Source organism: Dactylosporangium aurantiacum (assembly GCF_000716715.1).
In the GTDB taxonomy this organism is placed as follows: domain Bacteria; phylum Actinomycetota; class Actinomycetes; order Mycobacteriales; family Micromonosporaceae; genus Dactylosporangium; species Dactylosporangium aurantiacum.
The window spans coordinates 84,900-109,223 of sequence record NZ_JNYJ01000029.1; the positions used below are offsets into that span (position 1 = coordinate 84,900).

General features: G+C 73.5%; 22 protein-coding genes and 1 pseudogene. 9 read left to right on the forward strand and 14 right to left on the reverse strand.

Translation table 11 applies throughout. The annotated features are described in order from the left end of the window. The first annotated feature begins 32 nt into the window (after positions 1–32). Positions 33–1,517: an SDR family oxidoreductase gene (locus OP18_RS29430; RefSeq protein ID WP_033362329.1), complete on the forward strand. Its 1,485-nt coding sequence runs from the start codon at positions 33–35 to the stop codon at positions 1,515–1,517. A gap of 388 nt (positions 1,518–1,905) precedes the next feature. Here the strand turns inward: OP18_RS29430 and OP18_RS29435 are convergent, their stop codons facing one another. The 3 genes from OP18_RS29435 to prmC form a co-directional block, all read right to left on the reverse strand. After that, positions 1,906–2,514, reverse strand: a complete 609-nt coding sequence (locus OP18_RS29435; protein ID WP_033362330.1) for an arsenate reductase/protein-tyrosine-phosphatase family protein — start codon at positions 2,512–2,514, stop codon at positions 1,906–1,908. Between the two features lie 724 nt (positions 2,515–3,238). After that, positions 3,239–3,877, reverse strand: a complete 639-nt coding sequence (locus tag OP18_RS29440) for an L-threonylcarbamoyladenylate synthase (RefSeq protein ID WP_033362331.1) — start codon at positions 3,875–3,877, stop codon at positions 3,239–3,241. 7 nt (positions 3,878–3,884) lie between these two features. Beyond that, positions 3,885–4,709: a peptide chain release factor N(5)-glutamine methyltransferase gene (prmC, locus tag OP18_RS29445; protein ID WP_245635561.1), complete on the reverse strand. Its 825-nt coding sequence runs from the start codon at positions 4,707–4,709 to the stop codon at positions 3,885–3,887. Between the two features lie 88 nt (positions 4,710–4,797). Here prmC and OP18_RS29450 point away from each other — a divergent pair, with 88 nt between their 5' ends. Further along, positions 4,798–6,336 carry a GGDEF domain-containing protein gene (locus OP18_RS29450; protein ID WP_033362333.1) on the forward strand — a complete coding sequence of 513 codons (1,539 nt, stop codon included), beginning with the start codon at positions 4,798–4,800 and terminating at the stop codon, positions 6,334–6,336. A 111-nt stretch (positions 6,337–6,447) separates the two neighbouring features. Here the strand turns inward: OP18_RS29450 and OP18_RS57710 are convergent, their stop codons facing one another. The 5 genes from OP18_RS57710 to OP18_RS29470 form a co-directional block, all read right to left on the reverse strand. Beyond that, positions 6,448–6,654, reverse strand: coding sequence for a hypothetical protein (locus OP18_RS57710; protein ID WP_156089879.1), 207 nt, complete (start codon positions 6,652–6,654; stop codon positions 6,448–6,450). A 129-nt stretch (positions 6,655–6,783) separates the two neighbouring features. After that, the gene (gene prfA, locus OP18_RS29455; RefSeq protein WP_033362334.1) at positions 6,784–7,890 is read right to left on the reverse strand and encodes a peptide chain release factor 1; all 1,107 of its coding nucleotides are present in this window, start codon (positions 7,888–7,890) and stop codon (positions 6,784–6,786) included. A gap of 101 nt (positions 7,891–7,991) precedes the next feature. Continuing rightward, a complete protein-coding gene (gene rpmE / locus OP18_RS29460; RefSeq protein ID WP_033362335.1) occupies positions 7,992–8,225 on the reverse strand; it encodes a 50S ribosomal protein L31 in 234 nt (77 codons plus the stop codon). A 90-nt stretch (positions 8,226–8,315) separates the two neighbouring features. Beyond that, the gene (locus tag OP18_RS29465) at positions 8,316–8,990 is read right to left on the reverse strand and encodes a DUF998 domain-containing protein (protein WP_033362336.1); all 675 of its coding nucleotides are present in this window, start codon (positions 8,988–8,990) and stop codon (positions 8,316–8,318) included. Between the two features lie 87 nt (positions 8,991–9,077). Further along, entirely contained in the window at positions 9,078–9,734 is a 657-nt protein-coding gene (locus OP18_RS29470; RefSeq protein WP_033362337.1) for a response regulator transcription factor, read from the reverse strand. An 85-nt stretch (positions 9,735–9,819) separates the two neighbouring features. On the opposite strand from OP18_RS29470, the gene OP18_RS29475 reads away from it, so the two are divergent. Genes OP18_RS29475 through OP18_RS29485 form a run of 3 tightly spaced genes read left to right on the forward strand, consistent with a single transcriptional unit; the run spans position 9,820 to position 13,859 of the window. Next, on the forward strand, positions 9,820–11,859 hold the full coding sequence (locus OP18_RS29475) for a sensor histidine kinase (protein ID WP_033362338.1): 2,040 nt from the start codon (positions 9,820–9,822) through the stop codon (positions 11,857–11,859). 42 nt (positions 11,860–11,901) lie between these two features. Further along, positions 11,902–12,963 carry an RNA ligase gene (locus OP18_RS29480; RefSeq protein WP_033362339.1) on the forward strand — a complete coding sequence of 354 codons (1,062 nt, stop codon included), beginning with the start codon at positions 11,902–11,904 and terminating at the stop codon, positions 12,961–12,963. Continuing rightward, on the forward strand, positions 12,963–13,859 hold the full coding sequence (locus OP18_RS29485) for a phosphatase domain-containing protein (RefSeq protein WP_033362340.1): 897 nt from the start codon (positions 12,963–12,965) through the stop codon (positions 13,857–13,859). The genes OP18_RS29480 and OP18_RS29485 overlap by 1 nt, the downstream gene beginning before the upstream one ends. Here the strand turns inward: OP18_RS29485 and OP18_RS29490 are convergent. The 3 genes from OP18_RS29490 to thrB all read right to left on the reverse strand — a co-directional run bounded on the left by OP18_RS29490 (position 13,856) and on the right by thrB (position 17,471). Further along, positions 13,856–14,047: a hypervirulence associated TUDOR domain-containing protein gene (locus OP18_RS29490; RefSeq protein ID WP_033362341.1), complete on the reverse strand. Its 192-nt coding sequence runs from the start codon at positions 14,045–14,047 to the stop codon at positions 13,856–13,858. The genes OP18_RS29485 and OP18_RS29490 overlap by 4 nt on opposite strands. A gap of 61 nt (positions 14,048–14,108) precedes the next feature. After that, positions 14,109–16,241 carry a transcription termination factor Rho gene (gene rho, locus OP18_RS29495; protein WP_033362342.1) on the reverse strand — a complete coding sequence of 711 codons (2,133 nt, stop codon included), beginning with the start codon at positions 16,239–16,241 and terminating at the stop codon, positions 14,109–14,111. A 288-nt stretch (positions 16,242–16,529) separates the two neighbouring features. Next, positions 16,530–17,471: a homoserine kinase gene (gene thrB / locus OP18_RS29500; protein WP_033362343.1), complete on the reverse strand. Its 942-nt coding sequence runs from the start codon at positions 17,469–17,471 to the stop codon at positions 16,530–16,532. Positions 17,472–17,518: 47 nt separating this feature from the next. Here thrB and OP18_RS29505 point away from each other — a divergent pair, with 47 nt between their 5' ends. The 4 genes and pseudogenes from OP18_RS29505 to OP18_RS62640 form a co-directional block, all read left to right on the forward strand. Continuing rightward, positions 17,519–18,715 carry an MFS transporter gene (locus OP18_RS29505; RefSeq protein WP_033362344.1) on the forward strand — a complete coding sequence of 399 codons (1,197 nt, stop codon included), beginning with the start codon at positions 17,519–17,521 and terminating at the stop codon, positions 18,713–18,715. 29 nt (positions 18,716–18,744) lie between these two features. Beyond that, entirely contained in the window at positions 18,745–19,596 is an 852-nt protein-coding gene (locus tag OP18_RS29510) for an SPFH domain-containing protein (protein ID WP_033362345.1), read from the forward strand. 11 nt (positions 19,597–19,607) lie between these two features. After that, entirely contained in the window at positions 19,608–19,811 is a 204-nt protein-coding gene (locus OP18_RS29515) for a type II toxin-antitoxin system antitoxin (RefSeq protein WP_033362346.1), read from the forward strand. Positions 19,812–20,068: 257 nt separating this feature from the next. Next, positions 20,069–20,167, forward strand: a pseudogene (locus OP18_RS62640) (IS30 family transposase); the annotation flags it as partial. Positions 20,168–20,602: 435 nt separating this feature from the next. Here the strand turns inward: OP18_RS62640 and thrC are convergent. Genes thrC through lysA form a run of 3 tightly spaced genes read right to left on the reverse strand, consistent with a single transcriptional unit; the run spans position 20,603 to position 24,322 of the window. After that, a complete protein-coding gene (gene thrC, locus OP18_RS29520; RefSeq protein WP_033362347.1) occupies positions 20,603–21,652 on the reverse strand; it encodes a threonine synthase in 1,050 nt (349 codons plus the stop codon). Positions 21,653–21,656: 4 nt separating this feature from the next. After that, positions 21,657–22,928 (reverse strand): homoserine dehydrogenase, encoded by a 1,272-nt coding sequence (locus OP18_RS29525; protein ID WP_211273717.1) that lies wholly within the window; start codon positions 22,926–22,928, stop codon positions 21,657–21,659. 8 nt (positions 22,929–22,936) lie between these two features. Then, positions 22,937–24,322, reverse strand: coding sequence for a diaminopimelate decarboxylase (gene lysA, locus OP18_RS29530; RefSeq protein ID WP_033362349.1), 1,386 nt, complete (start codon positions 24,320–24,322; stop codon positions 22,937–22,939). Positions 24,323–24,324: the final 2 nt, after the last annotated feature.

The window sequence follows — 24,324 nt, forward strand, 5'->3', positions numbered from 1 at the left end:
AGGGCGCATCAACGCAGGGTAAGCATGAAGTCATGCGATGCCTGGTGACCGGTGCGACCGGATACGTCGGCGGGCGGCTGGTGCCCCGGCTGCTCGCCGCGGGCCACGAGGTCCGGTGCCTGACCCGTGACCCGCGCCGGCTGCGCGACGTGCCGTGGGCGGACCGGGTCGAGATCGCCACCGGCGACGTCGCCCGCGACGAGGGCCTGGCCGACGCGGTGCGCGGCGTCGACGTCGTCTACTACCTGGTCCACGCGCTCGGGCAGGCGTCCTTCGAGGACGTCGACCGGCTCAGCGCCCTCAACCTCGCCGTCGCCGCGCTCGACGCCGGGGTGGGGCGCATCGTGTACCTCGGCGGGCCCGACCCGGACGAACGCGCCTCGGCGCACCTGCGCTCCCGCGGCGAGGTCGGCGACATCTTCCTGCGCAGCGGCGTGCCGACCGTGGTGCTGCGGGCCGCCGTCATCATCGGCTCCGGCTCCGCGTCGTTCGAGATGCTGCGGTACCTCACCGAACGGCTGCCCGTCATGGTCACCCCCCGCTGGGTCCGCAACCGTCTCCAGCCGATCGCGATCCGCGACGTCCTGCGCTACCTCGTCGCCGCCGCCACCGTCTTCCCCGTCCAGCTCAACCGGGCCTTCGACATCGGCGGACCCGACGTGCTCACGTACGCCGACATGATGCACCGCTACGCCCGCGTCGCCGGCCTGCGCCGGCGGATCCTGCTGCCCGTACGGCCGCTGACGCCATGGCTGTCGTCGCACTGGGTCGGCCTGGTCACGCCGGTGCCGAACGGCATCGCCCGCCCGCTCGTCGGCAGCCTCATCCACGAGGCCGTCTGCCACGAGCACGACATCGCCCGCTACGTGCCCGACCCGCACGACGGCCTCACCGGCTTCGACCTCGCCGTGCGGCTCGCCCTGCGCAAGATCCGCGACGCCGACGTGGAGACCCGCTGGGCCAACGCGGCCCTGCCCGGCGCGCCCAGCGACCCCCTGCCGACGGACCCCGCGTGGTCCGGCGGTTCGGTGTACTGCGACGAACGCCGCCGTCCCGTCGCCGCCCCACCCGCCCAGCTCTGGCGGGTCATCGAGGCGATCGGCGGCCAGAACGGCTGGCACTCCTTCCCCCTCGCCTGGTCCGTGCGCGGCTGGCTGGACCGCCTGGCCGGCGGCGTGGGCCTGCGCCGCGGCCGCCGCGACCCGCAGCGCCTCCACGTCGGCGAGGCGCTGGACTTCTGGCGGGTCGAGGAGATCGAGCCGGGCTCGCTGCTGCGCCTGCGCGCCGAGATGAAGCTGCCCGGCCTCGCCTGGCTGGAGATGCGGGCCACCGTCGACGCCCACGGCCGCACCGTGTACGAGCAGCGCGCCGTCTTCCTCCCGCGCGGCCTGGCCGGCCACGTGTACTGGCTGGCCGTGGCCCCGTTCCACGCGTTCGTCTTCGGGGGGATGGCCCGCAACATCGCCCGCTCCGCGGAACGCATGCCGGCGCTGTCCCCGGAGACGGTCAGCGGCTAGGTCACCACCTGCAGTCCACCGCTGCCGCTGCCTGGCGGAGGGCCGGCCGCCACCCGCTCGCGACGGACGAGGGTGCCGCGAGACGTGCGGCTGGCAAGATGGCTGCTGCACACGGCCGGCTGGTAGGCCGGACAACTGGCGAACCGCTGCGGGCGACCACCGCTGGTGGCCCGCGCGGCCTGTTCGAGGTGTCTCCACCGCCGACGGTCAACCACCACGGCGTGTCGCTCATGCCACCCCGGCAGCGTCACCGTCGGTGATGACTCCGGATGGCGGTTAGGTGGCATGAGCTACCGTGCTAGTGAGACGGAACGGCGGCACCGGTCAACGGCCGAATCGGTCAACGGCCGGGCAGGTCCAGGGCCGGGCAGGTCAACGGCCGGACCGGTCAACGGCCGGACCGGTCAACGCCGAGCAGGGCGGCGCCCAAGGGTCTGGTGAGCGCCTGGATCTGGTCGGCGACGACACCGAACACGTCGTCGGGACGCCCCCACGGGTCGGCGAGGTCGTCCTCGTCGCGCGCCTCGTCGCCCGCGTCGGCGCGCGCCTTGTCGACCAGGTCGACCAGCGCGACCCCGCGCGCGTACACCGAGTCGGCGTCGCGACCCGCCGGCGGCAGCCCGGCGGTCACCGTCCGCAGCAGGCGGGCGAACTGCCCCCAGACGAACGTCCTGGCCGCCGCATCGGGGCGCAGCGACACGACGAAGTCGACCTGTTCGGCGGTCGCGGTCAGCACCAGATCCGACGCGTCGACGTGCTCGCCCAGCAGCTTGCGGGCACGGAAGCCGGCCGTGTCGCCGCCGCGGGCGAGCACCTGGCGGGCGGCCTGCGGGTCCATCGGCTCGCCCGCGTGCCAGCCGCCGGTGCCGGCGCCGTGGACGTAGACCAGGTCGGGCTCTGCGCCCAGGGCCACGAGGTCGGCGACGAGCAGCCGCTCGGCCATCGGCGAGCGGCAGATGTTGCCCATGCAGACGCACAGGATGCTGAAGGGTGCCATGCCATTCGTCATCAGAACCCCCGGGGTCGGTTGCCATCACGAGGCCTCGTCAGTCATCGAGGCCCCTCACACATCGAAGCCGCGGGCGGACGTGAGCCCACGGCGAGCCTGCCACCACGGGCCTGAACTGCCACAACTGGCCCGGACAGCCACCCAGCGGCCTGGCCAGCCACCGCGGCCAGCCACCGCGGCCAGCCACCGCGGCCAGCCACCGCGGCCAGCCACCGCGGCCAGCCACCGCGACCAGCCACCGCGACCAGCCACCGCGACCAGCCACCGCGACCAGCCACCGCGACCAGGGCCAGCACGCGACCAGCCACCGCGACCAAGGCCAGCACGCGACCGCAGCCGTCCACAGCGACCGTCGCCCACAGCCGCGAGCTTGCCGCCCGCCGTCAGGCCGACCGGGTCCCTGCACAAAGCCGTCGGTGCCTGCGCAAAGCCTCAGCTCCTGCCAAACCGCCAGGTCCCGCCTCACCGTCAGCGCCGCGAAGCGTCAACGTCCGAGACTGTCAGCGCGCGAATCTTCGGTGCTCGCGAAAGCCGGCGTCGCTCGCCGAGCCGCCGCCCCGAAAGCCGCGCACCAAACGCCGCAGACGACAAGGCCCCGCACGACAAGGCCCCGCACGACAAGGCCCCGCACGACAAGGCCCCGCACGACAAGGCCCCGCACGACAAGGCCCCGCACGACAAGGCCGACCGTGAGAGGCCGCTCGTCGCCCAGTCAGTCGTCGAGACCGATCAGCGTCGGCACGACCTCGCGCAGCTTCTCGATCGGGATCGCGCCGGCGCGCAGTACCCGGTGCTCGCTGTTGGTCACCGAGATGATCGTGCTGGCGACCGGCTCCGGGCACGGGCCGCCCTCCAGGTAGACGCTGACCGCGTAGCCGAGCTGGTCGCGGGCCTCGGCGGCCGTCTCCGCGGCCGGCTGGCCCTGCTTGTTGGCCGACGACACCGCCATCGGGCCGGTCTCGCGGAGCACCTCGAGGGCGATCGGGTGCAGCGGCATGCGCACCGCGACCGTGCCGTCGCCGCCGCCCAGGTCCCACTGCAGGCTCGGGGCGTGCTCCACGACGATCGTGAGCGCGCCCGGCCAGAACGCGTCGACGAGGTCGCGGGCCGCCTGTGGCAGGCCGAAGACCAGGCCGTCGAGGGTGTGCCGGGAGCCGACCAGGACGGGCACCGGCGCGGTGCTGCCCTTGGCGTTGTTGAGCGCGGTGACCGACCAGGACTTGAACGCGTCGGCGCCGATGCCGTAGACCGTGTCGGTCGGCAGGACGACCAGGTCGCCGCGGCCCACCGCCTCGATCGCGGCGGCGATCCCGCGATCGCGCTCGGCAAGCTGGCTGCAGTCGTAGAGCATCACGCGGCTAGTCTGCCATTCGCCGCGCGGTGACGAAGCGCGGGCGCCCGGCCAGATCGCGGTGGTCGGTCACGTCGGTGAAGTGGCCGGTGGCGCGGATCAGGGCGGGCAGCGACTCGCCGTGGCTGTCGTCGTGCTCGATCCCCAGCCACCCGCCGGGGCGCAGCAGGCCCGCGGCCCTGGCGACGAGGCCCGGCATGAGCGCCAGGCCGTCGGCGCCGGCGAACACGGCGTCGTGCGGGTCGTGCGCGGCCACCTCGACGTCGACGGGTGCGCCCTCCGGCACGTACGGGGGGTTGCTCACCACCAGGTCGACCGTCCCGTCCAGCGAACGCAGGGTGGCCGGGTCGGTCACGTCGCCGTCGACCACCCGGACGTCCGGCGCCAGGCGCGCGACGTTGCGCCGCAGCCAGCGCAGCGCGGCGGGGTCGCGCTCCACGCAGTACACCTCGAGGTCCTCGCGCCACAGGGCGATCGCGATCGCTCCGGATCCGCCGCAGAGATCCACGATCGTTGTCCGCGGCGCCTGTACCACCGCAGCCGCCCACTCCACGAGCAGCTCCGTCTCGAAGCGTGGGACGAACACGCCCGGGCCGACCGCGATCTCGTGGCCGTGGAACGGCGCCGTGCCGGTCAGGTGCTGCAACGGAATCCGCGCCGCGCGCCGGGCGACGAGCGCGTCGAGCTCGGCGCGCTGCCGCGGGTCCGGCGGCGGGGCCGTGAGCAGGCGTGACCTGGGTACGCCGAGCACGTGGGCGGCGAGCAGCTCCGCGTCGACCCTCGGCGAGGCCACCCCGGCGCCGTCGAGGACACGGGCCGCGGCCGTGATCACCGTCGAAAGCGTGGGCAACTGGGGTCCGGGCATGTCATCTTCGGTGCTGTGCACCCCATAATCATGGGGCGCGCGAAAGGAGGGCCCGATGGCGGTGGCAGACCGCACGTCGGAGCTGACCCGCGCCCGGCGGCTGATCTTCGACGACCAGCTCGGTGAGGCGATGACGGTCATCGACCGTGTCCTCGCGGGCGACCAGTCGCCGCACGACCGCGTCGAGGCGTTGACGCTGCGGCTCATCGCGCTGATCAACCTGGGCCGGTCCGACGACTACCCCGCCGCGCTCGACACGGCGCTGGCCGCCGCCCGTCAGGTGCAGGATCCCGCGCAGTACGGGGAGCTGCAGGCTCTCGCCGCGATCGTCGCCCTGCGCGCCGGCTCCCTCGACCGCTGCGTGCGTGCCCTGGTGCACGGCTCCCGGGCGCTCGGCGCCGTGGAGCTGACCGACGAGACCACCGCGTGGGGCTGGCACAACCTGGCGATGGCGTATTCGTACACGGGCTTCCACGAGCACGCGAACGCGGCGATGGAGAAGGCCCGCGAGGTCGCCGCCGAGGTGGGTGTCGAGACCGCCAACACCGACTTCGCCACCCCGCAGATCCGCCTGCTGCACGCGGTCGAGCTGGACCACCGCGGCGACAGCGAGGGCTGCCAGCGCATCCTGCGCGACGTCGTGATGGACCTGGAGCGCAAGCACAAGGACAACGACCTCGACAAGCTGCGCCCGATCGCCCGCGGCGCCCTCGGGTATGCGGTGCTGCGCCTGGGCACCCTCGGCATCCAGGGGCTGGTCACCGACGTCGACCCGTGGCCGCTGCTGGAGTCCGCCGGCATGTCCACCCGCGCCCAGGACCTGCGGACCCTCGGCGCGGTGTGCAAGGCGATCGCCGAGCGCCGCCCGATCGAGGCCGTCGCCCGGCTGGAGACCGCCCACGTCCGCGACGACTCCCTCGGCGCCGCCGAGCAGCACCGCCTGCGCGCCCTCGCGCACCTGGGCACGGGTGACTACCGGTCCGCGTATCACGCCGACCGCAACGCCTTCCGGGTCGCCAACCACCAGCCGGACCGGCTGCGTGACCTGTTCGTCGAGGGGGTCGCCGCGCTCCTGGACCACGAGGACCTGGTCCGGCGGGTCGACTTCCACCGCGGTGAGGCGCAGACGGACCCGCTCACCGGCCTGCCCAACCGCCGGTACCTGGAGGAGCACGTCACCAAGCTCGTCTCCGCCGGTGGCCACGCCGTCCTCGGCGTCTGCGACCTGGACGGTTTCAAGCAGGTCAACACCCGCCACGGCCACCTGTCCGGTGACCTCGTCCTGCAGCGCGTCGCCGGCGTGCTCAACCGTGTCATGCGCAAGGGCGACTTCGTGGCCCGCTACGGCGGCGACGAGTTCGTCGTCGTCCTGCCCACCACGTCGGCCGCCGAGGCCCGCGAGATCCAGCGCCGCATCGTGGCCGCCGTCGCCGCCGAGGACTGGCACGCCCTGGTCCCGGGCACGCCGGTGGGCGTCACGATCGGCTGGGCCGGCCTGTCGGGCGAGGACTTCCAGACGGTCGCCGAGGCGTTCGAGGCCGCCGACCACGCCATGCTGCGCGCGAAGACCCCGAGGCCCCGCGCGGCCTCCTGACGGCGCACGACGCCGCGGCGCGGCGGACCGCTGTCCGACCGTGGCGCAGCGAAAAGGGTGAACGACGTGGTCGGGACCACCGCGTTCACCCTCGAGCGGGGAAAGGGACGTTCAGCGCACGGAGTGCAGGATGCGGGCGTTCTCCTCGCGGATGCGGGCGCGCTCCTGGTCGGCGCAGACCGCCGCCCACGCGTTGGCCTTCGCGGTGGGGACGCGATCGGCGCCCAGCATCGACAGTCCGACCTTGTAGATCAGGTCGGCGGCCGTGCCGACCACGACTCGAGGAGCTGCGGACAGGTCGACGGGCGACGATGGCATGGCGTCCCTCCGGTTGATCGGGTCGGCAGCGGTGATCACGATCGGTAAGCTCGTTCGGGTCGAAACGCTACCTGAATCCAGCTTGCCGGTGCATCGTTTCCGCTATGTGACGTCTGCGTTAGACCCGCGTCACCCTCGGCTGAGCTGGTCCTCACCCGCGAGACGGGCCTTGCGGTCGGCGTCTGCCAGGGCGTCCAGGACACCGTCGAGGTCGCCGGCCAGGGCAAGGTCCAGGTTGTACGCCGTGTAACCGATCCGATGGTCGGAAATCCGATTCTGCGGGAAGTTGTACGTCCGGATGCGCTCGGACCGGTCGACCGTGCGCACCTGCGAGCGGCGGGCGTCGCCGGCCGCGGCGGCCGCCTGCTCCTCGGCGAGGGCGGCCAGCTTGACCTTGAGCATCCGCATCGCGCGGTCCTTGTTCTGCAGCTGGGAGCGCTCGTTCTGGCAGGACACGACGATGCCGGTCGGCAGGTGGGTGATGCGCACCGCCGAGTCGGTGGTGTTGACGCTCTGCCCGCCGGGGCCGGAGGAGCGGAACACGTCGATCCGCAGGTCGTTGGCGTCGACCTCGATCTCGCCGGCCTCCTCGATCTCCGGGGTGACCAGGACACCGGCGGCGCTGGTGTGGATGCGGCCCTGGGACTCGGTGGCCGGCACCCGCTGGACGCGGTGGACGCCGCCCTCCCACTTGAGCCGGGACCAGACGCCGTTGCCGGCCTCGGGGATGCCTCGGGTCTTGATCGACACGGCGACGTCCTTGAAGCCGCCGAGGTCCGACTCCTGCGAGTCGAGCACCTCGGTCGTCCAGCCGTGACGTTCGGCGTACCGCATGTACATCCGCAGCAGGTCGCCGGCGAACAGCGCGGACTCCTCGCCGCCCTCGCCGGCCTTGACCTCCAGGATGATGTCCTTGGCGTCGTTGGGGTCGCGGGGGGCGAGCAGCTCGGCGAGGCGCTCCTCCAGGTGCGGGATCCGCGCCTCGAGCTCGTCGGCTTCCCCGGCGAACGCCGGGTCCTCGGCGGCCAGCTCGCGGGCGGCCGCGAGGTCGTCGCGCGCGGCGTCGAGCTCGCCGGCCGTCTTCGCGATCGGCGACAGCTCGGCGAAGCGCCGGCCGGTCTTGCGGGCCAGGGCCTGGTCGGCGTGGATGCCCGGGTCGGCGAGCTTCTGCTCGAGCTCCTGGTATTCGGCGAGCAGGCTCTGCAGGCGCTGCCCGGAGGAGGTGTCGGTGCTCATGTCTCGCGCGCCCCAAACAAGGAAGAAACAACGGCCGAGGACGAAGTCGGCGCCCGCACCGAACCCCGTCGAGTGGGGTGGTGCGGGCGCCGGAAGTGCGGCTACTTGGCGGTTTCGGCCTTCTTGGCCGCAGCCTTCGCGTACTTCTGCTGGAACTTCGCGACCCGGCCGGCGGTGTCGAGGACGCGCTGCTTGCCCGTGTAGAACGGGTGGCAGACGGAGCACGTCTCCACGTGGATCGTGCCGCCCTTGGCGGTGCTGCGGGTGGTGAACGCGTTGCCGCAGGAACAGGTGACCTCGGTCGTCACGTACTGCGGGTGGATGTCCGGCTTCATGGCCGCGGTCCTTTCGTCAGTGGTCGCCGGGTCGCCGTGTGGCGTGAACCGGAACCGGGATGGCCGTCGGTCAAGTCTGCCATGAGCGGGTCACGGCACCTCAACCGGTGTCTGCAACGCCGCGCCGGGGTCCGGCATTCCCGCCGCCCGGGCCCGGGCCGCGAGCGGCGCCACGGCGACGATCCAGCCGAACAGCACCAGCAGGAACAGCCGCTGCAGCAGCCCGGGTGCCGCCGGTACGGCGCCGGTGACCAGCGCGGCGAGGGTGACGCACGACACCAGGCCGACGGCCAGCGACGGCCACGCGAGCCGGCGGGCGCCGTTGCGGGCCAGGCCGCGGGCCAGGGTGAGCACCGCGGCGATGAGCAGCACGAACACCAGCGGCGACACCAGGTTGTGCACGACGTGGCGCAGTGGCAGGGTGCCGGCCCGCTCGGCCGCGGTGCACGCGCCGATCCAGTCGGAGCAGGCCGGGCGGGCCAGCCCGGCGACGACCAGCAGCGCGCCGGCGACGACCATGAGCGCGCCCGCGGTCCGGCCGGCGGCACCGGCCGGCAGGAGCCGCCGCAGCGCGAGCCCGGCGGCGACGGTGCCGGCGGCGAGGGCGAGGAAACCGACGATCATGACGGGGGCGCCGGGCGAGCCGGTGGCGGCGAGCTGGCTGACCGCCTCCCGCTGGTGGCTGTAGCCGGGGTAGAGCGCCCCGGCGATGACGGTGGCGGCCGCGAACACGGCGGCGCCGGCGGAGGAGATTTTGGCGAGCACGCCATCGAGCGTCGGCCATCGCGGCGGCCCGGCCCAGGATGCGGCCCGGTCGGTCCGGGGTGATGCCAGCACCACCCCGGGCGGGCCTCAGCCGGCGGCGAGGTGCAGCAGCACGGCCTTGACCCGCTTGTGGACCTCGCGCTCCTCGGCGAGGCCGAGCTTAGCGAAGATGCCGTTGATGTGCTTCTCGACCGCGCGGACGGTGAGCACGAGCGCGGCGGCGATCGCCGCGTTGTCCTTGCCGGTCGCCATCTGCGCCAGGACGTCGTGCTCCCGCGGTGTCAGCAGGGCCAGGGGCGAGCGGGTGCCGCGGCCGCGGACCAGGGCGTCGACGACCTTCGGGTCGACGACGGAGCCGCCGCGGCTGACCTCGACGACGGCGGAGACCAGCTGCGCCGGGTCCGACATGCGTTCCTTCAGCAGGTAGGCGCGGGCCCGGGAGCCGTCCTCCAGCAGGGCCAGGGCGAACTCGGGGTCGTCGTACTGGCTGATCACCACGACCCCCATCGACGGGTGGGTGCGGCGGAAGCGGGCCGCGGCGCGCACGCCCTCGTCGGTGCTGGTCGGTGGCATCCGGATGTCGGTGAGCACGACGTCGGGGCGGTGCTCGTCGACGGCGGCGAGCAGGTCGTCGTAGGCGTCGACGACCGCGATGACGGTGAGCTGCGGCGCCCGGTCCAGGATGCTGCGCAGCCCTTCGCGGGCGAGCAGGTTGTCCTCGGCGAGCACGACGCGGACGGTCATGCGAAGCAGGATAGATGCGGGCACGGGCCCGCAGAGGGGTGCTGGCACCCCTGTCCGCGGCCGCCGGCGACCGCAGAATGCCGTCATGAGGACACGTCGCCGCGCGGTCGTCACGGGGTACACGCTGCTCGCCCTCGTCGGGCTGACGGCGGTGGTGTCGCTGCTGGACCACGGTGCGGCCGGCAGGGGTGTCGGGGTCGGTTTCTGGCTGCAGTCGGTGCTGGCCGGGCTGGCGTTCGCGTTCGTCGGCGCGCTGCTCGTCGCGCTGCGCCCCGGCAACCTCCTCGGCCCGGTCCTGCTGACCGGGGGCGGGGCGCTGGTGCTGGAGTTCTCGGCGCGCGAGTACGCCTTCCGCGGCCTGGTGCTGTTCCCCGGTTCGCTGCCGGGCGCGGCAGCGGCCGGCTGGTGCGGGCTGCTGCTGGATCCGGTGTTCTTCCCGCTGACGATCGCGTTGACGCTGCTGCTGTTCCCCGACGGGCGGCTGCCGTCGCGCCGGTGGCGGCCGGTGGTGGCGGTCGGGCTGCTGGCGACGGCGGCGCAGGTGGTGCTGCACGCGGTGGCGGACGGGCCGCTGCGCGACGAGACCTACCACTACGACATCCCGTGGCGCGGGCCGGTCGGGGCCGGCTGGTCCGCCGCCGCGCAGGAGCGGCTGACGCAGGCCGGGCTGCTGATCCTGCTGGCGAGCGTGGTGCGGTTGCTGCTGCGGTACCGCACGCTGCGCGCCGAGGACCGCCAGCCGGTCAAGCCGCTCGCGCTGGTCGGCAGCGCGGCGGTGGTGTCGCTGGCGCTGCAGTTCGCCCCGCCGCTCGCGCAGACGGGCCGGGCGCTGCTGGTCGCGGTCGTCTGCGCGGGACTGCCGGCGGCGCTGGCGGTGGGGGCGCTGCGGCACCGGGTGTGGGAGTTCGACCGGGTGCTGGTCGGCACGTTCGTCTACACGGCGCTGACCGTCCTGATCACCGCCACCTACGTCGGCGTCGTCGTCGCGGCGGGCCACCTCGCCGGGCGGGGCGGTGACCGGCCGGCGCTGCTGCCGTCGGTGCTCGCCACGGCGCTGGTGGCGGTCGGCGTGTCGCCGGTGAAGTCGGCGCTGGAACGCGCCGCGCGCCGGCTGGTGTACGGGGTGCGCGCCACCCCGTACCAGGCGCTCGCCGCGTTGCCGCGGCAGCTGGCGGAGGCGCCGGTCGTCGACGAGGTGCTGCCCCGCACGGCGCGGGCCCTCGCCGACGGGCTCGGCGTGACGGCGGCCCGGGTCCGGGCGTTCGTGCCGGGCGCCGCGCCGCTGGTGTCGTGGTCGTCGCCGCCCGCCGGCCCGGGCGACGAGGACGGGCTGCTCGTCGTCGCGGTCCGGCACCTCGGCGAGGAGGTCGGCGACGTCGCGGTGCGCCCGCCGGTGGACCGGTCGCTCAGCGGCGCGGACCGGCGGCTGCTCGCCGACCTCGCCGCGCAGGCCGGGCCGGCGCTGCGCGGGGTCGCCCTCGCCGCGGAGCTGCGGGCGCGGCTGGAGCAGCTGACGGAGAGCCGCACCCGCCTGGCCACCGCCCAGGTCGAGGAGCGGCGGCGGCTCGAACGCGACATCCACGACGGCGCGCAGCAGCAGCTCGTGGCGCTGGCCGTACACCTGCAGCAGGCGGAGGAGCTGGCGGGCACCGAAGCGGCCCGGGCGGCCGTCGCCGCCTGCCGGGAGGAGCTCGGCCGGTGCATCGACGAGCTGCGTGAGCTGGCCCGCGGCATCTACCCGCCGGTGCTCGCGGCCCGGGGGTTGACCGCGGCGCTGCGGGGCCGGGCCCGCTCCGGCGCGGGCAACCTGCGGGTCGCGGTGCGCTCGACGGTGGACGGGCGGCGTTTCAGCCCCGCGGTCGAGCTGGCCGCGTACTTCACGGCGCTGGAGGCGTTGCAGAACGCGGCGAAGCACGCGCCGGGCTCGACCGTCACCGTGTCGCTGGACGAGCGGGACGGCCGGCTGGCGCTGTGCGTCGCCGACGACGGGCCGGGCTTCACCGCGCCCGCGGGCGGCGGGACGGGGCTGCTGGGGATGGCCGACCGGATCGGCGCGGCCGGCGGCGCGTTCGCCGTCGACTCGACACCGCGCGGCACGACGGTGACCGCCCTGCTCCCGTATTAGCGTCGCGGTCGCGAGCGCGGCTCACCTACGCTGGCCCGTGCTATGAGCCTGCACATCGACGCACTGTGTGACCCGGCACTGCTGGCCGAGATGGCCCGCGGTGGATACCTGCGCACCCAGCGCCACCCGTCGCTGCCCCTGCTGATCCACAACTACACCGAGAAGGCGCAGTACGAGAACGTCTGGAACGCGGCGACGCTCGCGTGCCGGGGCCTCGTCGTGCACGCCGAGACGGGCGAGGTGCTGGCGCGGCCGTTCACGAAGTTCTTCAACCACGGCCAGCCGGGCGTGCCCGAGATGGACTTCGACGGGCCGGTGCGCGTCACCGACAAGGCCGACGGCTCGCTGGGCATCATGTACCCGACGCCGGACGGTTGGGCGTTCGCGACCCGCGGCTCGTTCGACTCGGAGCAGGCGCGGCACGCGACGGCGGTGTTCCGCGACCGGTACGCGGCGCGGTTCACGCCGCCCGCCGGCCTCACGGTGCTCGTGGAGATCATCTATCCGGCGAACCGGATCGTGCTGGACTACGGCGGCCTCGACGACCTCGTGCTGCTCGGCGCGGTCGACATCGCCACGGGGCGCAGCCACGGCCCGGAGGCCGTGCCCGGCTGGCCCGGCCCGGTCGTCGACACGTTCGAGCACGCGACGCTCGCCGAGGCGCTCGCCGCGCCGCCGCGGGACAACCGTGAGGGGCTCGTCGTGCACTTCACCGTCCCCGACACCCGGCTGAAGATCAAGTATTCGGAGTACGTGCGGCTGCACCGGATCGTCACCGGCCTCAACGCCCGGGTGGTGTGGGAGGCGGTCGGCGACGGCACCCTCGACACGCTGCTGGAGCCGCTGCCCGACGAGTTCCACGCGTGGGCCACGAAGATCGCCGACGGGCTGCGCGAGGAGGCGGCGGCGCTCGCCGCGGAGGTCGAGGCCGCGTACGACACGACGGTCGCGTCGCTGCGGGACGGCTGGGGCCGCAAGGAGTTCGCGATGGCGGTCGCGAAGCACCCGGCGCGCAGCTTCCTGTTCCTGCGGCTGGACAACCGGGACTACCGGGGCCTGCTGTGGCAGCGGGTCCGGCCCAAGGTTTCGGAGGAGGAGCACTGATGGCGTCGCTGACCGTCACCCGGGGTCTGCCGGCGTCGGGCAAGACCACCTGGGCCAAGGAGCAGGGGCTGGTCCGCGTCAACCGCGACGACCTGCGCCGCATGATGCACGGCGGCCGGGTCGCCGACGACGCGCTGCGCGGCCGGGCGGAGAAGGAGGTCACCCAGGCGCACCACGCGGCGATCGACGCGCTGCTGCTCGGCGGCGCCGACGTGGTCTGCGACGACACGAACCTGCGCGGCCGGGTGGTGCGGGAGCTCGCCGAGCTGGCCGCGAAGCACGGCGCGTCGTTCGTGGTGCGCGACTTCACCGACGTGCCGGTCGACGAGTGCGTGCGTCGCGACGCGCTGCGCGAGGGCGACAGCCACGTCGGGGAGGAGGCGATCCGGTCGATGCACCAGCGGTACCTGGCCGGGCGCGCCCTGCCGCTGCCGCTGCCGGTGCTGGACACGGCGGGTGTCACGTACGAGCCGCCGCCGGACGCGCCGCGGGTCGTGCTCGTCGACATCGACGGCACGGTCGCGCTGATCGACGACCGCAGCCCGTACGACGTCAGCCGGGTCCGGTTCGACCTGCCGAACGTGCCGGTCATCGCGGCCGTCCGGGCGATGCACGCGGCCGGGCACGAGATCGTGTTCTGCTCCGGTCGTACCGACGACTGCCGCGACGACACGGCGGCCTGGCTGGACGAGCACGTAAGCGTGCCCTACGCGGGCCTGTTCATGCGCGCGACCGGCGACCAGCGCCGCGACAGCATCGTGAAGCAGGAGATCTTCGACAAGGAGATCCGCAGCCGCTACCACGTGGTCGGTGTCTTCGACGACCGCCAGCAGGTGGTGCGGATGTGGCGGGCCCTGGGCCTGACCGTCTTCCAGGTCGCGGAGGGCAACTTCTAGTGCAGTGACTCCGGCTTGTGCACGGCCTCCCGGCCGGTCTTGTCGCTCTTCACGACGAACTGCGGCTCGTCCTCGCTCGCGGCGACGGTCCGGCCCGCGGCCCGCGTCCGGCTGGTGATCTTCCGTACGACGGTGCCGTTGACGGTCTTGCCGTGGGACCGCCAGCGCACCTTGTCTCCACGTCTCATATGGCTCTGGGTACCCGAAAGCCCCCGCGGGACACGTCCTGCGGGGGCTTTCGCGGCTGCCTTACTCGCCCGGCGTGGTCTGGGCGATCTGCATGAGGAACTCGACGTTGGTCCGGGTCTTCTTCAGCCGGTCCAGCAGCAGGTTGAGCGCCTCCTGCGAGTCGAGGGCGTGCAGCACCTTGCGCAGCTTGATGACGATCGCGAGCTCGTCGGGCGCCAGCAGGATCTCTTCCTTGCGGGTGCCGGACGGGTCGATGTCGATCGCCGGGAAGATGCGCCGGTCGGCGATCTTCCGGTCGAGCTTGAGCTCGGCGTTGCCGGTGCCCTTGAACTCCTCGAAGATGACCGTGTCACCGGTCGAGCCGGTCTCGACGAGCGCCGTGGCGATGATCGTCAGCGAGCCGCCGTTCTCGATGTTGCGGGCCGCGCCGAGGAACCGCTTCGGCGGGTACAGCGCCGTCGAGTCGATACCACCGGACAGGATGCGGCCCGAGGCCGGCGACGCGTTGTTGTACGCGCGGCCGAGCCGGGTGATCGAGTCGAGCAGCACGACCACGTCGTGGCCCAGCTCGACGAGCCGCTTGGCCCGCTCGATCGACAGCTCCGCGACCGTGGCGTGGTCCGTCGGCGGGCGGTCGAACGTCGAGGCGATGACCTCGCCCTTGACCGACCGCTGCATGTCGGTGACCTCTTCGGGCCGCTCGTCGACCAGCACGACCATCAGGTGGCACTCGGGGTTGTTGCGGGTGATCGCGTTGGCGATCGACTGCAGCACCATCGTCTTGCCGGCCTTCGGCGGCGACACGATGAGCGCCCGCTGCCCCTTGCCGATCGGCATGACGAGGTCGATGACGCGGGTGGTCAGGATGTGCGGCTCGGTCTCCAGCCGCAGGCGGTCCTGCGGGTAGAGCGGGGTCAGCTTGTAGAACTCGGGGCGGCGCTTGGCCTCCTCCGGATCCATGCCGTTGACCGTGTCGAGGCGCACCAGCGGGTTGTACTTGTCGCGCCGCTGCTCGCCGTCGCGCGGCTGCCGCACGGCACCGGTGACCGCGTCGCCGCGGCGCAGCCCATACCGCTTGACCTGCGACATGGCGACATACACGTCGTTGGAGCCGGACAGGTAGCCGGTGGTCCGCACGAACGCGTAGTTGTCGAGCACGTCGAGGATGCCGGCGACCGGCACCAGGACGTCGTCCTCGCTGACCTGCGGCTCATTGCCGCCCCGCGCGCCGGCCGCACCCGTGGGCTGCAGCTGGTCGCCGTCGCGGTCACGGCCGCGGCGGCGGTCCCGGAACCGGCTGCGGCGCCCGCGCCGGCCGGTGCCGTCGTCGTCGCCGTCGTCCTCGGCCTGGTTGAAGCTGCCGCGCTGGTTGCGGTCGCCGCCGGCGCGCTCGCCCCGGTCGCCGCTGTTGCGGTCGGCGCGCTCGCCACCCCGCTCACCGCGGTCGTTGCGCTCGCCCCGCTCGGCCCGGTCGGTCCGCTCCGCGCGGTCGGCCCGCTCGGTGCGGTCGGCCCGCTCGGTGCGCTCGCCGCGCTCGGCGGTGCGCTCGGCGCGCTCCGCCCGGTCGGTGCGCTCGACCCGCTCGGTGCGCTCGGCCCGCTCCGGGCGCTCGGCGCGCTCGGTCCGCTCCGCCCGGTCGGCGGTGGCCGCGGCCCGCTCGGCACGGCTGGCCCGGGTCGGACGCTCGGTCTTCTCGGCCGCCGGCTCGGCGGCCTTCTCCACCGTGGCGGACTTCTCGACCGCGGCGGGTGCCTGCTCAGCGGCGTGCGCCTCGGCGGCCGGGGCGGCCGCGGCGGCGCGCGGCTCCGGCGGCCCGGCGGCCCGGGTGGCCCGGCGAGGGGAACGGGCGACCGGCGCCTCGGCGGCGCCCTGGGTGGCGGACGGCCACTCCTGCTCCGGCGCCTCGGTGCGCGCCTCGGCCCGGGCGGTGGTCCGCGCCGGCGCCGCCGCGGCGGCCGGGCGCGACTCGCCGGACTGACGCTCCTGGATCGCCGTCACGAGCTCGCCCTTGCGCATCCGCGCGGTGCCGGAGATGCCCAACGAGGCGGCCAGGCTCTGCAGCTCGGGCAGCAGCATGCCGGACAACCCGGTGCCCGAGCGGCGCCGACGCGTCGCCCCGGCCTCGGCGCCGTCGGCCTCGACCGCGGCGCGGTCGCTCGAGACATCCGACGTGACGTCGGTGGTGTCGCTCAATGGATTCCTTCCCTCGTTAGGCCGGGATGCCCGGAGACGAGACACGGTGGCCGGGCGGCCCGGGGGCTCCTGCCTCGCTGCGTCAGCGGAGCGGGAGGTGTTGCAGCGCTGTGCGGTGAGCCGGGCGCCACCATCTGCGGCCTGGCCCAGCCGTGCGCGCGCGATCACTGGAGACGCGGGTTGGCGGCCGGGCGTGCGCAAGGGGTGCCACGGAAATCGGAGCACGCCGCCCCGCATGAGATCGCCGCACGGAGCGGCTGCTGTAGGACTAGAGAGTAAACAACTCGCCTAGCCAGCGGCAACAGGGTCCCGATCGGCGTGTTCCAGCGTACCCCACTCCAGGTCAGCCCCGACGAGCGCACCCACCAGATCGACATCGAGCGGCAGCACCCGCCAGCCGGGCACCGGCGACGGCGCCCAGTCGCCGCTGGTCAGGGCCAGGACGCTCGGTCCGGCGCCGGAGACGACGGCCGCGACGCCCTCGGCCCGCAGCGCCGCGACGAGCTCCGCGCTGCCGGGCATGGACGGCGCCCGATACGCCTGGTGCAGCCGGTCCTCGGTCGCGGCGAACAGGTGCGCCGGATCGACGGTGATCGCATGGACGAGCAGCGCGGCCCGGCCGGCGTTGAGCGCGGCGTCCGCGTGCGGCACGGTCGCCGGCAGCGCGGCCCTGGCCACCTCCGTCAGGCCGCGCTCCTGCGGTACGAAGACGAACGGGCGGATCCGCTCGGCGGGCTCCAGCCGCACCGCGGCGGCGCCCGACGCCTCGGTCCAGGCGATGGTCATGCCGCCCAGCAGGCACGGTGCCACGTTGTCGGGGTGCCCTTCGAGCTCGGCGGCGATGCGCAGCAGCCCGGCGTCGTCGAGCCGCTCGGCGCCGCCGGTCACGAGGGCCCGGGCCAGGGTCACCCCGGCGACGATCGCGGCCGACGAGGAGCCCATGCCGCGCGCCTGCGGGATGTGGTTGCGGCAGCGCAGCGCGAGGCCGGCCGGGTGCTCCCCCAGCTCGTCGAAGACCCGGGCCATCGCCCGGACGACCAGGTGGCTGCCGTCGGTGGGCAGGTCACCGGCGCCCTCGCCGCTCACCTCGACGCTCACCCCGCCGCCGGTGACGCGGGCCTCGACCTCGTCGTGCAGCGACAGCGCCAGTCCGAGCGCGTCGAAGCCGGGTCCGAGGTTCGCGCTCGTCGCGGGTACCCGGACGGTCACCGGAGTGAACTGCAGAGCCATGCCGTTCATGAGATCACGCTCCCCGATGCGCCGCCTAAGGTGGGCCGGTGCCGCCCACACTGCAAATTCTGGTCCGCAACCGCGACTTCCGCCGCTTGTTCTCCGCCGATCTGATCGGGCTCGGCGCCGACTGGTTCGTGCAGATCCCGCTGCTGTCATTGCTGCTGCAGCTGACCGGGTCCGGGGTCTGGGGCGCGCTGGTCCTGGCCGCCGACGTCGGCGTGATCGCGCTGCTGCAGCCGTACGCCGGGGTGATCGCCGACCGGTTCGACCGCCGCCGGATCCTGATCACCGCCGAGCTGGCGATGGCCGTGGCGACCCTCGCGCTGCTGCTGGTGCGCACCGGCGAGGCGGCCTGGGCCGCGGTGGCCGCGATCGGGGTGATCGCGGTGGCGAAGGCGTTCTTCGTGCCGGCCGCCTCCGCCGCCCTGCCCAACGTGGTCGACGCCGAGGACCTGCCGGCGGCCAACGCGCTGTCGGGCTCGGCGTGGGGCACGATGCTGGTCGTCGGCGCGTCGCTGGGCGGGATCTCGTCGGCGGTGGTCGGGCCGTACTGGTGCTTCGCCTTCTCCAGCGCGTTGTGCTTCCTGTCCGCGGTCCAGGTGGCCCGGGTCCACCGCCCGCTGCAGGCCACGATCGCGGCGGTGAAGCCGCAGATCGGCGAGGCGGTGCGCTACATCCGCCGCCACCCCCGGGTCGCCTCGCTGGTCACGGTCAAGGCGGCGGTCGGCCTGGGCAACGGCGTGCTGACCACGTTCCCGTTGCTGGCCGCGGTGTACGGGGTGGGCCCCCTCGGCGTGGGCCTGCTCTTCGCGGCCCGCGGGCTGGGCGCGCTCATCGGCCCGTTCGTGCTGCGGCGCGTGCTGACCCACCCGTCGTGGCTGCTGCCGGGCCTGGCGGTGTCGATGTCGGTGTACGGCCTGACCTACCTCGCCGCCAGCGCCGCCCCGTGGTTCCCGCTGCTGCTCGTCGGCGTCGTCGTGGCGCACCTGGCCGCCGGCGGCAACTGGATGATGTCGAACTTCGCGCTGCAGACGGAGGTGCCCGACGCGCTGCGCGGCCGGGTCTTCGCCACCGACGTCATGCTCGCGCTGCTGTCGGTCGGGGTGTCGCAGCTGATCGTCGGCGGCTTCGTCGACCGCGTCGACCCGCGGCTGCTGACCGCGGTGTGCGGCGGTGTGACGCTCGTCTACGCGGCCGGCTGGGCGGCGGTCACCCGGCGGCTGCGGCGTGCGGTATCGTAGTGATATCACTTCGATAGCTGGAGGATGTCATGGAGCGTTCCGCGTTCCGCCTGCCCGGGTTCCTGGTCCTGCTCGTGCTGCTGGCGCTGGTCGGCGGGGTCATCGCCGTCGTCGCCGGGCAGCCCGAGGACACCGCCGGCGGCCTGGTCGCCGTCGCGGTCACCGTCGCCGTGCTGCTCATGACCGGCTTCACCGTCGTCAACCCGAACGAGTCGCGGGTGGTGCAGTTCTTCGGGCGGTACGTCGGCACCATCCAGACCGCCGGCTTCCACTGGACCGTGCCGTTGAGCTCGAAGCGCCGGGTGTCGCTGCGGGTGCGGAACTTCGAGACGGCCCGCTTGAAAGTTTCCGACGCCGACGGCAACCCGGTCGAGATCGCGGCCGTCGTCGTCTGGCGCGTCGTCGACACGTTCAAGGCCTCCTTCGGCGTCGACGACCACATCTCCTACGTCGCCGTCCAGGCCGAGGCCGCCGTGCGGCACCTGGCCACGAGCTACCCCTACGAGGCGCACGACGACGGCCGCACCAGCCTCCGCGAGGGCACCGCGGTCAGCGAGGAGCTCACCACCGAGCTGTCCGAGCGCGCCGCCCTCGCCGGCGTCGAGGTGCTCGAGTCGCGGATCACCCACCTCGCGTACGCCCCGGAGATCGCCCAGGCCATGCTCGCCCGCCAGCAGGCCAGCGCCATCGTCGGGGCCCGCTTCAAAATCGTCGAGGGCGCCGTCGGCATGGTGCAGAGCGCCCTGGACCGCCTGCGCGAGCTGGAGGTCGTCGAGCTGGACGAGGAGCGCAAGGCCCAGATGGTGGCCAACCTGCTCGTCGTGCTCTGCGGCGACCGCAACGTCCAGCCGGTCGTCAACACCGGTTCGCTGTACAGCTGAGGATCCCCCTCGTGGCCGAACGCAAGAAGCTGCTCCTGCGCCTGGACCCGCAGGTCTACGACGCGGTCGCCCGCTGGGCCGCCGACGACCTGCGCAGCGTCAACGCGCAGATCGAGTTCGCCCTGCGACTGGCCCTCCGCCAGGCCGGCCGCACCCCCCGCCCCTCTACCACCCCGGACCCGGACGACCCGGACGCCTCAGACGCCTCGGACTGACCCGGGGACGTGTTTGACCTTGGACACTTCGCCCGCCTACGACCGGCCAAAGTGTCCAAGGTCAACGCGCGCTCACCCCGCGGGCCCTGTCCGCAGTACCTCCGTGCCGCGCCCCGACCGTCCACGCTTCGCGCCACCATCAACGGACCCGACAGAGCCGCGACCAGCAGGAGCCCCAGCCGACACCCGGCGGGCAACAGCCCGGACCACCGCCGACCCGGACTGCCCCCCATCGCGGTTGACCTTGGACACTTTGTCCGGCCGAGGCCACCGACCGGGCGGTGCCGGGGCACTGGGAAGGTCACCTGCTCATCGGCAAAGACGGCGGCTCAGCCGGCGCCACGTGCTCGCGGCGGCGCCCGGTCGAAGGTTGGCGGCTTGCCCGTCCGCGCTGGCCGATCCTGTCGTCGGGCACGCGCCGGTTGTTCGGCCCGCGATCCTTCGGAGAAGTTGCCCGGGGGCGGCGCTGTTCGAGACCGGGCCACGTCGCGTGCTCGTGGCAGCACCGGTCGGCGGCTGCCAGACGAGGTCGGTTGGCCTGCTTCCCGAAGGCGCGGCGGGACCAGTTGGTTGTGGCGATGGCGGGCAGCACCCTTGGTGCGGCGGGCGTGGTCCAGCCCTGCGACAGGTACAGGTCGCGACCGCCAGGTCGCGTCGCGGCCGTTCGCGGCCGCGGGGGACGCAACTATCGGCGGACCTGGCAGGGCCAGGGCCAGCGGAAGCTGGGCCCCGGCCCGGTGGCTGGCGGGAGCGACGGCCCGGACCACCGCGGACCCGAGCCGTCACGAGCGTCAGGCCAGGTCGAGGGCCTTCGCGGCGGCGAGGGCGTCGGCCGGGATCGTCGTGGGGGCCGGCGCGGTCGAGATGGCCCACTCGGGGTCCTTCAGGCCGTGGCCGGTGACCGTGCAGACGACCGTCTGGCCCTGCTCGACGAGGCCCTGGGCGCTCGCCTGCAGCAGGCCCGCGACGGAGGCGGCGCTGCCCAGCTCGACGAAGACGCCGACGGAGCGGGCGAGCAGCCGGTACGCCTGCAGGATGTCGCGGTCGGTCACCGCCTGGATGACGCCGTCGGACTCGTCGCGGGCGTCGACGGCCTTGGTCCAGCTGGCCGGGTTGCCGATGCGGATCGCGGTGGCGATCGTCGAGGGCTCGCGCACGACGGCGCCGTTGACGATCGGGGCGGCGCCGGAGGCCTGGAAGCCGAACATGCGCGGGCGGCGGGTGGCGAGCCCGCGCGCGAAGTCCTCCTGGTAGCCCATCCAGTAGGCGCTGATGTTGCCGGCGTTGCCGACCGGCAGGCAGTGGATGTGCGGGGCGTCGCCGAGGCCGGCGACGATCTCGAAGGCGGCGGTCTTCTGACCCTCGAGGCGGTCGGGGTTGACCGAGTTGACCAGGGAGACCGGGAAGTCGAGGGAGAGCTTCGAAGCGAGCGCCAGGCAGTCGTCGAAGTTGCCGGAGACCTGCAGCAGGCGGGCGCCGTGCACGAGGGCCTGGGCGAGCTTGCCGAGGGCGATCTTGCCGGTGGGGACGAGGACGGCGCAGGTGATGCCGGCGCGGGCGGCGTACGCGGCGGCGGAGGCCGACGTGTTGCCGGTGGACGCGCAGATGATCGCCTTCGCGCCCTCCTCGACGGCCTTGGAGACCGCGACGGTCATGCCGCGGTCCTTGAACGAGCCCGTCGGGTTCGCGCCCTCGACCTTGAGGTACACGTCGCAGCCGGTGCGCGCGGACAGCTCCGGCGCCGGCAGCAGCGGGGTGTTGCCCTCGTGCAGGGTCACCACCGGGGTCTGCGGCCCGACCGGTAAGCGGTCCCGGAACTCTTCGATCAATCCACGCCACATGGCGCTACTCCCCTTCGACACGCAGGACGCTCGCCACGGCGCGAACGATGTCCAGGGCCCGCAGCTCGGCGACGGTGGCCGCGAGGGCCCGGTCCGCCGCGGCGTGCGTGACGATGACCAGCACGGCCTGGTTGCCGCGGCCCGACTGGTTCACGGTCGCGATGCTGACCCCGTGCTTGGCGAAGACGCCCGCGACGGCGGCGAGCACGCCGGCCTTGTCCGCGACGTCCAGCGAGATGTGGTAGCGGGTCAGCGCGTCGCCGATCGGGCGGACCGGCAGGTCGGCATACGCGGATTCCGACGCGGCGTGTGTACCGGCGAGCCGGTTGCGCGACACGGCGACGAGATCGCCGAGCACGGCGCTCGCGGTGGGCGCGCCGCCCGCGCCACGGCCGTAGAACATGAGCTGACCGGCGGCCTCGGCCTCGACGAACACGGCGTTGAACGCGTCGCCGACCCCCGCGAGCGGGTGCGTGCGAGGGATCATCGCCGGGTGCACGCGCACGGAGACCGCGTCGTCGAGCTTCGTCGCGATGCACAGCAGCTTGATCGTGCAGCCCATCGCCTTGGCGCTGGCCACGTCGGCGGCGGTGACCTCGGTGATGCCCTCGCGGTGCACGTCGGCGGCGGTGACCCGGGTGTGGAACGCCATGGACGCCAGGATCGCGGCCTTGGCGGCGGCGTCGAAGCCCTCGACGTCGGCGGTCGGGTCGGCCTCGGCGTAGCCGAGCGCGGTGGCCTCCTCGAGGGCCTCGGCGAAGCCGGCGCCGGTGGCGTCCATGGAGGACAGGATGAAGTTGGTGGTGCCGTTGACGATGCCGGTGACGCGGGTGATGCGGTCGCCGTGCAGCGAGTCGCGCAGCGGGCGCAGCAGCGGGATCGCGCCGGCGACGGAGGCCTCGTAGTACAGGTCGACGCCGGCCTCGGCGGCCGCCTTGTGCAGCGTGGCGCCGTCCTCGCCGAGCAGCGCCTTGTTGGCGGTCACCACGCTCTTGCCGCCGCGCAGCGCCTCCAGCAGCCAGGTGCGGGCCGGCTCGATGCCGCCGACGACCTCCACGACCACGTCGACGTCGTCGCGCTTGACCAGGCCGAGTGCGTCGGTGGTGAACAGCGCCGGGTCGATCGGCAGGTCACGGGTGCGTCCGGCGCGGCGCACGGCGACGCCGACGAGCTCCAGCGGCGCGCCGATGCGGGCCGTCAGGTCCCGCTCGTGCTCGTGGAGCAGCCGGACCACTTCCGCGCCGACGGTCCCGCAGCCAAGCAGCGCCACCTTCACACTCATGGTCACCCCACGTCCAGTTTGAGCAGGTCGTCCTCGGTCTCCCGGCGGACGATGACCCGCGACTCCCCGTCAACCACCGCCACGACCGGCGGACGGGGGACGTGGTTGTAGTTGCTCGCCATGCTGCGGCAGTAGGCCCCTGTGCCCGGCACCGCAAGAAGATCTCCGGCCTGAACGTCGGCCGGCAGGAACTCATCCTTCACGATGATGTCCCCGGCCTCGCAATGTTTTCCCACCACGCGGGCGAGAATCGGCGGTTCGGTGGACGTCCGGCCGGCCACGGTCGCGGAGTAGGCCGCGTCGTAGAGCGCGGTGCGGATGTTGTCGCTCATGCCGCCGTCGACGCTCACGTACGTGCGGATCCCGTCGACGTCCTTGACGGTGCCGACCTCGTACAGGGTGAACATCGCCGGCCCGACGATCGCCCGGCCCGGCTCGATCGACAGGTGGGGCACGCTGAGCTGCAGCGCGGCGCACTCCTGCTTGACGATCCGCATCAGGTTCGTGGCCAGGTCCGCGGGCTCGGCCGGGGTGTCCTGCGTCGTGTACGCGATGCCGAACCCGCCGCCGAGGTCCAGCTCGGGCAGCTCGATGCCGTGCTTGTCGTGGACGGCGGCCTGCAGCGACAGCAGCCGCCGGGCGGAGACCTCGAACCCGGACGTGTCGAAGATCTGCGAGCCGATGTGCGAGTGCAGGCCGCGCAGGTCCAGCACGTCCTCGGCGAGGATCCTGTCGACGGCCTCCGCGGCGGCGCCGCCGGACAGCGAGAAGCCGAACTTCTGGTCCTCGTGGGCGGTGGCGATGTACTCGTGGGTGTGGGCCTCGACGCCGACGGTGACCCGGACCATGACCTTCGGCCTGGTCGCCGTCCGCCGGGCGATGGCGCTCAGCCGGTCGATCTCGTCGAAGGAGTCGACGATGATCCGGCCGACGCCCGCCTCGACGGCCCTGGTCAGCTCCGCGACGGACTTGTTGTTGCCGTGCAGGCCGATCCGCTCGGGCGGCATGCCGCCGCGCAGCGCCACGGCGAGCTCGCCGCCGGTGCAGACGTCCAGCGACAGGCCCTCCTCGACGAGGATCCTGACGATGTGGGTGGCGATGAAGGCCTTGCCCGCATAGAAGACCTCGGCGCCGCCGAAGGCCTCCTTGAACGCCCTGCACCGGCTGCGGAAGTCCGCTTCGTCGAAGACGTAGGCGGGCGTGCCGTGCTCCTCGGCGATCTTCCGGATATTTACGGATCCGACCTCGATCGCGCCGGTCGCACCGCGTTTGACCGTTTTCGGCCAGAGCTGCGGGACGAGGGCGTTGACGTCGTCCGGCGTGCGCAGCCAGGACGGTCCGGTGGAGCCGAGGTCGCCGTGCAGGGCGCCGGCCTCATGTGCGCGCATGT

Coding starts and splice junctions, on each gene's coding strand:
- OP18_RS29430 (WP_033362329.1), top strand. CDS start 33: ATGCGATGCCTGGTGACCGGTGCGACCGGATACGTCGGCGGGCGGCTG.
- OP18_RS29435 (WP_033362330.1), bottom strand. CDS start 2,514: ATGGCACCCTTCAGCATCCTGTGCGTCTGCATGGGCAACATCTGCCGC.
- OP18_RS29440 (WP_033362331.1), bottom strand. CDS start 3,877: ATGCTCTACGACTGCAGCCAGCTTGCCGAGCGCGATCGCGGGATCGCC.
- OP18_RS29450 (WP_033362333.1), top strand. CDS start 4,798: ATGGCGGTGGCAGACCGCACGTCGGAGCTGACCCGCGCCCGGCGGCTG.
- OP18_RS57710 (WP_156089879.1), bottom strand. CDS start 6,654: ATGCCATCGTCGCCCGTCGACCTGTCCGCAGCTCCTCGAGTCGTGGTC.
- prfA (WP_033362334.1), bottom strand. CDS start 7,890: ATGAGCACCGACACCTCCTCCGGGCAGCGCCTGCAGAGCCTGCTCGCC.
- rpmE (WP_033362335.1), bottom strand. CDS start 8,225: ATGAAGCCGGACATCCACCCGCAGTACGTGACGACCGAGGTCACCTGT.
- OP18_RS29470 (WP_033362337.1), bottom strand. CDS start 9,734: ATGACCGTCCGCGTCGTGCTCGCCGAGGACAACCTGCTCGCCCGCGAA.
- OP18_RS29475 (WP_033362338.1), top strand. CDS start 9,820: ATGAGGACACGTCGCCGCGCGGTCGTCACGGGGTACACGCTGCTCGCC.
- OP18_RS29480 (WP_033362339.1), top strand. CDS start 11,902: ATGAGCCTGCACATCGACGCACTGTGTGACCCGGCACTGCTGGCCGAG.
- OP18_RS29485 (WP_033362340.1), top strand. CDS start 12,963: ATGGCGTCGCTGACCGTCACCCGGGGTCTGCCGGCGTCGGGCAAGACC.
- OP18_RS29490 (WP_033362341.1), bottom strand. CDS start 14,047: ATGAGACGTGGAGACAAGGTGCGCTGGCGGTCCCACGGCAAGACCGTC.
- thrB (WP_033362343.1), bottom strand. CDS start 17,471: ATGGCTCTGCAGTTCACTCCGGTGACCGTCCGGGTACCCGCGACGAGC.
- OP18_RS29510 (WP_033362345.1), top strand. CDS start 18,745: ATGGAGCGTTCCGCGTTCCGCCTGCCCGGGTTCCTGGTCCTGCTCGTG.
- thrC (WP_033362347.1), bottom strand. CDS start 21,652: ATGTGGCGTGGATTGATCGAAGAGTTCCGGGACCGCTTACCGGTCGGG.
- lysA (WP_033362349.1), bottom strand. CDS start 24,322: ATGCGCGCACATGAGGCCGGCGCCCTGCACGGCGACCTCGGCTCCACC.